Source organism: Hoeflea sp., assembly GCF_984452065.1.
Map to the genome: position 1 here is coordinate 1 of NZ_CFHWAF010000176.1, position 7,981 is coordinate 7,981.

General features: G+C 63.9%; 8 protein-coding genes and 1 pseudogene. 5 read left to right on the forward strand and 4 right to left on the reverse strand.

The features are described 5' to 3' along the window. A pseudogene (locus tag AC5E6N_RS21935) lies at positions 1-365 on the reverse strand (hypothetical protein); the annotation flags it as partial. 135 nt (positions 366-500) lie between these two features. Between AC5E6N_RS21935 and AC5E6N_RS21940 the strand changes: the two are divergent. Continuing rightward, on the forward strand, positions 501-863 hold the full coding sequence (locus AC5E6N_RS21940) for a putative quinol monooxygenase (RefSeq protein WP_491749805.1): 363 nt from the start codon (positions 501-503) through the stop codon (positions 861-863). Between the two features lie 21 nt (positions 864-884). Here the strand turns inward: AC5E6N_RS21940 and AC5E6N_RS21945 are convergent, their stop codons facing one another. Together AC5E6N_RS21945 and AC5E6N_RS21950 are read right to left on the reverse strand one after the other, a co-directional pair. Then, the gene (locus tag AC5E6N_RS21945) at positions 885-1,718 is read right to left on the reverse strand and encodes a polyphosphate kinase 2 family protein (RefSeq protein ID WP_491749806.1); all 834 of its coding nucleotides are present in this window, start codon (positions 1,716-1,718) and stop codon (positions 885-887) included. 74 nt (positions 1,719-1,792) lie between these two features. Then, on the reverse strand, positions 1,793-2,581 hold the full coding sequence (locus AC5E6N_RS21950) for a crotonase/enoyl-CoA hydratase family protein (RefSeq protein ID WP_491749807.1): 789 nt from the start codon (positions 2,579-2,581) through the stop codon (positions 1,793-1,795). Between the two features lie 99 nt (positions 2,582-2,680). Here AC5E6N_RS21950 and AC5E6N_RS21955 point away from each other — a divergent pair, with 99 nt between their 5' ends. Further along, positions 2,681-3,292 (forward strand): TetR/AcrR family transcriptional regulator, encoded by a 612-nt coding sequence (locus AC5E6N_RS21955; RefSeq protein ID WP_491749808.1) that lies wholly within the window; start codon positions 2,681-2,683, stop codon positions 3,290-3,292. Here AC5E6N_RS21955 and AC5E6N_RS21960 read toward each other — a convergent pair. After that, positions 3,252-5,834 carry a plasma-membrane proton-efflux P-type ATPase gene (locus AC5E6N_RS21960; RefSeq protein WP_491749809.1) on the reverse strand — a complete coding sequence of 861 codons (2,583 nt, stop codon included), beginning with the start codon at positions 5,832-5,834 and terminating at the stop codon, positions 3,252-3,254. The two genes, AC5E6N_RS21955 and AC5E6N_RS21960, sit on opposite strands and share 41 nt — an antisense overlap. Positions 5,835-5,978: 144 nt before the next feature. Here AC5E6N_RS21960 and AC5E6N_RS21965 point away from each other — a divergent pair, with 144 nt between their 5' ends. The 3 genes from AC5E6N_RS21965 to AC5E6N_RS21975 form a co-directional block, all read left to right on the forward strand. After that, on the forward strand, positions 5,979-7,169 hold the full coding sequence (locus tag AC5E6N_RS21965) for a CaiB/BaiF CoA transferase family protein (protein WP_491749810.1): 1,191 nt from the start codon (positions 5,979-5,981) through the stop codon (positions 7,167-7,169). Between the two features lie 137 nt (positions 7,170-7,306). Then, positions 7,307-7,453 carry a DUF1127 domain-containing protein gene (locus AC5E6N_RS21970; RefSeq protein WP_491749811.1) on the forward strand — a complete coding sequence of 49 codons (147 nt, stop codon included), beginning with the start codon at positions 7,307-7,309 and terminating at the stop codon, positions 7,451-7,453. 221 nt (positions 7,454-7,674) lie between these two features. Beyond that, the coding region (locus AC5E6N_RS21975; RefSeq protein ID WP_491749812.1) for an alpha/beta hydrolase at positions 7,675-7,981 on the forward strand (307 nt) is incomplete at its 3' end.

A 7,981-nucleotide genomic window follows, 5' to 3' on the forward strand; every position in this document is an offset into this window, starting at 1 on the left:
GCCTCCAGCGCTGCCGCATCCACTTCCATCGCCAGGTAGGGAATGTATTTGAACCTTTTGACGGACGAGACGCTGTAGCCGATCATTCTGATCAACAGCGTTTGCTGGACTCGATCGACCCGGCTCACCATCGCCGCCCGCGCCGCCGCATCCTTGAAGCTGCTTTTGGGCGAAGCCCCGGAGCTGGCTTCGGCTCTCAGCCCGACGATGACCCTCACCCGGCCTTTCGCCTGGGCCTTGACCCGCAGCGCGGCAACGCGTGCCGGTTCGGGCGCCGAGACGATCGGGTCCGTGGTGACCGTGCCGGTGAAATAATCGGCGCTGCCCGAGCCCGTCGGCCGGCTGCCCGCCTTGTAGATGTCCATGGTGCGTCCTTGTGTTGGTGTGTTGCCGGTCCTGCCTTGCAATAGCGAAATAGCGCCCGGGCCGCCCGCCCGCAATGCCTTCTTGGCGCCCCATAGCTATAATAGGGTGTTTGCTTTCGTCGCAGGGAGGACGTCATGAGCGCAGAGGAAGTGTCCTGGGTGTTTTCTTCGAAGATCAAGGAGGGCGCACTCGAACGGGTCAAGGCCATGATCGCGGAGATGTGCGAGAACACGCAAAGGTCCGAGCCGGGCACGCTCGCCTATGAATGGACGATCAGCGAGGACGGCAAGCGGGCGCAGGTGCACGAGCGCTACCGCGACAGCAAAGCCGCGAGCGACCATCTCGATGCCTTCAACACGCACTATGCCGCACGGCTGATGGAGCTGGTCGAGCCGGCGGGCATGGTCGTGTTCGGCGCGCCCGATGCGGCGCTGAAACAGATGCTCGGCGGGACCGGGGCGGTCTTCATGCACCCGGCGGGCGGCTTCAGGCGCTGAGCGCTCAGAGCGGCGGGCGCCTTACCCCTCCTCCTCGGCCCTGTGATACTTGGCGCGGATCTCACCCAGATCCACCGTCGGCTCCGGAGCCTTCAGCTTCATGCCCTCCAAGGTTTCCAGGATGATGCGGGAGGCGGCGAGGTTGCGGAACCATTTGTGGTTCGACGGGATGACATACCAGGGGGCATGGTCGGTCGAACATTTCGACAGCATCGCCTCATAGGCCTTGACGTAATCGTCCCACAGTTCGCGCTCGGCATAATCAGCCTCGGAAATCTTCCAGTGGCGGGCCGGATCGTCGAGGCGTTTCCTGAAGCGCTCAAGCTGCTCGTCCCTGGAAATCCACAGGAAGAATTTGAGGATGGTGACGCCGGCCTCGCTCAGTTGGCGCTCGAAGGCGTTGATGGCGTCGTAGCGCTTTTCCCAGACATTTTTGGGCGCCAGGCCATGCACGCGCACGACCAGCACATCCTCATAGTGCGAGCGGTTGAAGACGCCGACCTGGCCGAGGCCGGGCACGGCCTTGTGGATGCGCCAGAGGAAATCATGGGCGCGCTCCTGCGCACTCGGCTGCTTGAAGCCGGTGACGCGCGTGCCCTGCGGGTTCATCGCCTGGATGACATGCCAGCACACGCCGTCCTTGCCGGCGGCGTCGATGCCCTGCAGCACGATGAGCAGGGCGTGTTTCTTCTCGGCATACAGCAGTTCCTGCAGGCGGGTGATGCCGGCAAGCGCCTCGCCGAGCTCGGGCATCGCCTTTTCATGGCTCTCATTGTGGCCGTGGAAACCCGGATCGATGTCGGCAAGGCTGACCCTGGTTCCGGGTTTGACGATCAGGCGTTCGGAATAGTCCACCGGCGCGTTCCTTCCGCATGGGTTGCAGAGGGATGATAGAACGGCGCAGGGCTACGCGCTATGGATTAGTTCGTCTATTCGCCGCTGTAGTGCGGGTCACGGCGCTCGATCCAGGCGGCAAGGCCCTCATGGACATCGCGGGTCGCGGCCATGCGCGCGAAGGCGGCGGCCTCGACGCGCAAGCCCTCGTCGATCGGCATGTTGAGGCCGCGGGTCGCGGCGTTCAGAATACGGGCGACGGTGAGCGGCGAATGGCGCAGGATGCGCTCGGCGAGTTCGAAGGCGGCCTCCACCACCTTCCCGTCCGGCACGATGCGGTTGACGATACCGATCTCCAGCGCGCGCTGCGCATCGAAGGGATCGCCGGTCAAGAGATGTTCCAGCGCGCGCTTGCGGCCGGCAAGGCGCGGCAGGCGCTGGGTGCCGCCGAAGGTCGGCGGAATGGCGATCGCCACTTCCGGCTTGGCAAAACGGGCGCTTTCCGCCGCCACGGCGAGATGCGCCGCCTCGGTCACCTCGCAGCCGCCGCCATAGGCAAGCCCGTTGACGGCGACGATGACCGGCTTCTCGAACGCCTCGATGCGGGCCGTCATCGCCTGACCGGGATGGACAAACTCTCTCAAGGCGACATCCGGACCGACGGCAATGCTCTGGGTGAATTCGGGGATGTCGCCGCCGGCCGAGAAGGCCCGCCCTGCCCCGGTCAGGATCACGGCGCGCAGGGCCGGGTCCGCCTCGACCGCATCGAGGCGCTGCATCAGCCGGTCGATGGTCGCATAGTTGAGCGCGTTGAGCTTTTCCGGCCGGTTGAGGGTCAAAAGCGCGACCGCGCCGCGCGTTTCCATCAGCACGTCATCCGTCATATCGGGCTCCTTCCGGTGTCGCTTGCAGACAGGTTAGCGCCGTGCTATCTGTTTTTAAACTAACTGGTCGGTATACATACGATCTGGAGGCCGATATCCATGCCCCGGGACGGCGAAAGGACGAGGACCCATATCCTCAAGACCGCCAATCTGATGTTTTATGCCGACGGCATCCGCGCGACCGGCGTCGACGCCATTGCCCAGAAGGCGGGCGTGACGAAACGCACGCTCTACTACCACTTCCGCAGCAAGGACGATCTCATCACGCATTACCTGCAATCGCGCGATGCGCCCAACCTTGCGGTCTTCGAGGTCTGGTTCGGCGAGACCGGGGGCGATATGGCAACCCGTGTCGAGGCGCTGTTCCTGCGGCTTGCCGAGGCCGGACGGCGGGCCAAATGGCGCGGCTGCGCCTTCCTGCGCACGGCGGGCGAGCTTGCCAACATGCCCGGCCATCCGGCGATCAAGGCGGCCTCGGCGCACAAGAAGCGGGTCGAGGCCTGGCTCGCCGGCGCGTTCGAGGAAGCCGGCCTTGAAGACCCGGAGCTCCTTGCCCGGCAGGTGGCGCTGTTGATGGACGGCGCGTTTGCCGTCACCCTCGTTCACCACGACCCGGCCTATTTCGAAGCGGCCGGCAAGGCCGCCGCGGCGCTGATTGAAGCAAATCCGGCTAGCGATGCAGGTTCCGGTGGTGGTGGAGCGGCGCATTGACGATCTCCGCAAGGCGCTCGCGGTGCGACAGGCGGTTGTCGATCGCCCGCTCCATGGCGACGCGGACAGCGCCGAGGATCACCAGCCAGACCAGCAGATAGACCCAGATCCAGACGATCGCCGTCCAGGAAATCTGCGGCACGATCCAGCCGAAACCGCACATGAGCACGGCGAGGAACTGGGTTCCAAGGATCGCGAGAAACAGCGGGCGGGCCGGAAACGGCGGCTCGAAGAACCAGCGATGGGTGCGCGTGACCAGCAAAAGCAGATGGCCGCCGGCGACAAGCTGCAGGAACATGACGGTCTGCAGATGTGCCTCGTCGGTGAGGCCGAAATAGCTTTGCAGGCCGGGATGCTTCATCACGGCGAAGCCGATCAGCAGCAGACCGAAGGACTGGACGATGGAGGCAAAGCCGAGCACGGCCGAGACCGAGAGCAGCCGCGGCATGCGCCAGCGGATCGGCTTTTGCGACACGGCCGTGTTGTCATAGGCAATGGTCATGATGGGCACGTCGTCGAGCAGCGACATGATGACGATCATGATCGCCGTCAGCGGCTGGAAGCCGAGGAAGATCGTGGAAAGCACCACCAGGAACATGATGTCCATGGTCAGCGCCACGCGGTAGATCGTGTAGGAGGTGATGCGGCCGAAGATGCGCCGCGCCTCGTCGATGGCGTTGTCGATGACGGAAAGGCCGGGCGCCGTCAGGATCAGCGCCGCCGCGCCGCGCGCCGCATCCGTCGCGCCGGAGACGGCGGTGCCGCAATCGGCCTGTTTGAGCGCCGGGGCGTCGTTGACGCCGTCGCCGGTCATCGCCACCAGATGGCCGCGCTGCTGCAGCGCCTTGACGATGGCATATTTATGTTCGGGAAAGACCCGGGCGAAACCGTCGGCCGTTTCGATGGAATCGGCGATCCTGGCGGGCACGTGATCGGGATCCATATCCTTGGGGAAGGCATCGGCGGCGGCGATGATATTGGCGCCGAGACCGAGCTGGCGGGCCGTCTCGCGGGCAATCGCCGTGTCGTCGCCGGTCACCATCTTGACCGTCACGCCCTTGGCGCGGACCTTCTCGATGGTGGCCTTTGAATCGTCGCGCGGCGGATCGAACATCGGCAGGATGCCGAGCAGGCTCCAGCTCTTGCCGCCGTCCTCGGACCGGGCAACGCCGAGCGCGCGATAGCCGCGCGCGCCGAGAGCGGCCACCGTCTCCTCGACCTTTTTGGCCACCTTGGCGGAGGGTTTTGAGAGTTCGACAATCGCCTGCGGCGCGCCCTTGGCGACATTGATCTTCCTGCCCTTTTCGTCGGACGCCTCGGCAAGGGTGCGCTTGGAAACCGGGTCGAAGGGCGTAAAACTCGTCACATGATAGGCGTCGCGCGCGATGGGGTTTTTCAGCGCCGCAAACACCGCGCTGTCGATCACGTCGCTGTTTTCCCGTTCCGAGGCGATGGCCGCGGCCAGCACCACATCCTGCGGGTCTTTTGCATCGAGGAGCACCGGATCGCCGATGGACAGCTGGTTCTTGGTCAGCGTGCCCGTCTTGTCGGAGCACAATATGTCGACGCCCGCCATTTCCTCGATGGAAGCAAGACGCGAGACGATGGCCTTTTCCTTCGACAGCGCCAGCGCGCCGAGCGCCATGGTGATGGAAAAGACTGCCGGCATCGCCACCGGAATGGAGGCGACCAGCAGGATCAGAACGAATTGCAGGATGTCGAGCGCATCGGCGACGCCCCAATTGTCGGCGACGACGATATCGCGCCAGACCTGCACCGCCACCATGATGAGCGCCAGGACGACGGCGACGGCGATTAGGAAATTGCCGATCTGGAACATCGCCCGCTGGGCATGGCTGACGGCGCCCGCTCCGGCGACCAGCGTTGCCGTGCGGCCGAAGAACGTGTTCGGCCCGGTGGCGATGACGACGCCCGTCATCTCACCCTGTTTGACCACCGAGCCGGAATAGGCCTCGTCGCCCGGCTTCTTGGCGACGGGCAGCGATTCGCCCGTCAGCGCCGCCTGATCGATCGACGCATAATCCCCTGCCACAAGCCGCAAATCGGCCGGGACGATCTCACCGAGGCGGATCTTCACCATATCGCCGGGCACGAGCGTTGCCGCATCGACGGTCGCGAAAGCCCCGTCGCGCAGGGCCGTCGCATGCGGCGCGAGGCTTTTCTTCAGGGCCGCAAGCGCATTGGACGCCTTCATGTCCTGCCAGAGCTCAAGGCTCGCATTGAAGACAAGCAGGCCGACGATGATGATGAAATCGTCCCAGCGCCCGAGGAAGGCCGAGACCAGCGCCGCCGCCTCGATCATGAAGGCGATCGGCCCGGTGAAATATCTGATGATCTTCGCCGCTAGGCTGACATGTTTTTCCGGCAGCGCGTTCGGCCCGTATTGCGTCAGGCGCTTTTGCGCCTCGCCGTCCGTCAGGCCCTTATCCGCATCCGAACCGAGCTTTTCAAGCACTGCGTCGACCGGCATGGATTCAAGATCCGTGCCCTTGTTGTTACCGGCTTCGGCTGACGTGTTCATGCGCATTCCCCGCAAATGGCTGTGCCTGAAGTATGGACAATCTGCAGTGGAAATGAAGCCGGAAAACGACAATTCTCGCAGTGACACGCTATGGCGCATGCGCCGGCTCCCGCTATATGATCGGGCCTCAAGGGAGAAACACGCATGTCCGGACCGCTCGACGGCTTCAAAGTGATCGACCTGACTTCGATGGTTTCCGGTCCGTTGGCCACCCGCACGCTGGCCGATCAGGGCGCCGACGTCATCAAGGTGGAAGCGCCGGCGGGCGATCATGCACGGCGGGTGGCAAAGCGGCGCGGCGGCTTTTCCGCATCCTTCGTCAACAACAACCGCAACAAGCGCTCGATCGTCCTCAACCTCAAAACGCCGGACGGGCTCGCCGCCCTGAAGCGGCTTGCGGCCGATGCCGATGTCATCGTGCAGAACTTCCGGCCGGGCGTCGCGGAACGGATCGGTGTCGGCGAAGCGGCGATCCGGGAGGTCAACCCTGAGATCATCTATGTCTCCATCGCCGGTTTCGGCTTTGAGGGGCCCTATTCGGCAAAGCCGGTGTTCGACCCGCTGATCCAGGCGGTCTCGGGCCTCACCACCGTGCAGGCCGGCTCGGACGAGGCGCGTCCGCGGCTTGTCAGGACGATCCTTCCCGACAAGCTCACCGGCGTTCAGGCGGCGCAGGCGATCACCGCCGCGCTGCTGTCGCGTGCCCGCACCGGCAAGGGCCAGCATGTGCGCCTTTCGATGCTCGACACGGTCGTTGCCTTTCTGTGGGCCTCGGATATGGGGCGGCATACCTTTGTCGGCGAAGAAGGCGAAAGCGAAACGGCGCAGTCCTTCATCGATCTCATTTACGAGACGACGGACGGCTATATCAGCGTCGCGGTGATGCAGGACAAGGAGTGGCAGGCCTTTGCCCATGCTGCCGAGCGCCCGGACATTCTGGAAGACGAGCGCTTCAAAACGGCGGAGGGACGCGAGACCCACAAGGACGAGCGGCTGAACCTCATCCAGTCGATCCTGAAAGAGCGCGGCAGCGCCGAGTGGCTGGAAAGGCTTGAGGCGGCGGATGTCCCTTGCGCGCCGGTGCTGACGCGTAGCGAGGTGGTGCGCCATCCGCAGGTCGCGGCCAACGGCCTGATCGTCGAACTGGACCATCCGCAGGCCGGGCGGCTTCGCCAGGCCCGCAGTCCGGCATGGTTCTCCGGGACCGCCCCGGAAAACCGCATGGGCGCGCCGCTGCTTGGCGGTCAGACGCGCGAAATCCTCGCCGAACACGGCTTCGATGACGCTGAGATCGCTGAGCTCGAGGCGAGCGGGGCGGCGGTGCAGGCCGGATAGACGGCACCGCCGACCAATGACCATTACGCGACCGAATCAAGTTTTGGCGCTTCTTCACGGCTGCATAAACAATTTAGGCAGACGCTGCCACAATTCGCCACCACATACAAAAGAACAGATCAGGAAAGGAGAAAGTCATGTCTATCCTGGATCAGTTTTATACTTGGCAAAAGCGAAACCGTACAGCCTACCACCTGCGTTCGCTTTCTGACCACTCTCTCGCCGATCTCGGCCTGAGGAGAAGCCAGATTGACGACTATGTCCGTCGCAAGATCGGCGAATAAGACAGATGCTGTAAACACGCCAACGGGCGCTGGACAAACCAGGCGCCCGTTTTCGTTTCTGGACACGCGGATAACCGCTTTGCATTTGTGCCGGTCGTCTTCCGGCGATGTGCCATAACCCGTTCTCTTTCGTCAAAAAGCGCTATAATCAGCCATCCTGACAGGCCGGTCCTGATCGGGACAATACGGGCTTCGGATTTTTGCTGTCGGGAGGCGCTTGGATGGAAAAACATGTCGTTCTGCTGCATGGGGCCTTTGCGGGGCCTTGGTGTATGGAAAATTACCGGCGCTTCTTCGAGGAGCGCGGCTGGACCTGCCACGCCCCGGCGCTCCGCTTCCATGACGGCGACCCGAAGGCGGACCCCGATCCGGCTTTTGCCGACACCAGTATCATGGACTACACCAAGGATATTGCAGCCTTTGTCAAAACGCTGGACAGCCCGCCGATCATTGTCGGTCACGCGGTCGCGGCCCTCATCGCCCAGCAAGTCGCCGCCCAGGGGCCGGCGCGCGGGCTGGTGCTGATCA

Bases quoted from the DNA above. Each gene is read 5' to 3' on its own strand.
- AC5E6N_RS21960 (WP_491749809.1), bottom strand. From the start codon at position 5,834: ATGAACACGTCAGCCGAAGCCGGTAACAACAAGGGCACGGATCTTGAA.
- AC5E6N_RS21970 (WP_491749811.1), top strand. From the start codon at position 7,307: ATGTCTATCCTGGATCAGTTTTATACTTGGCAAAAGCGAAACCGTACA.
- AC5E6N_RS21940 (WP_491749805.1), top strand. From the start codon at position 501: ATGAGCGCAGAGGAAGTGTCCTGGGTGTTTTCTTCGAAGATCAAGGAG.
- AC5E6N_RS21955 (WP_491749808.1), top strand. From the start codon at position 2,681: ATGCCCCGGGACGGCGAAAGGACGAGGACCCATATCCTCAAGACCGCC.
- AC5E6N_RS21950 (WP_491749807.1), bottom strand. From the start codon at position 2,581: ATGACGGATGACGTGCTGATGGAAACGCGCGGCGCGGTCGCGCTTTTG.
- AC5E6N_RS21965 (WP_491749810.1), top strand. From the start codon at position 5,979: ATGTCCGGACCGCTCGACGGCTTCAAAGTGATCGACCTGACTTCGATG.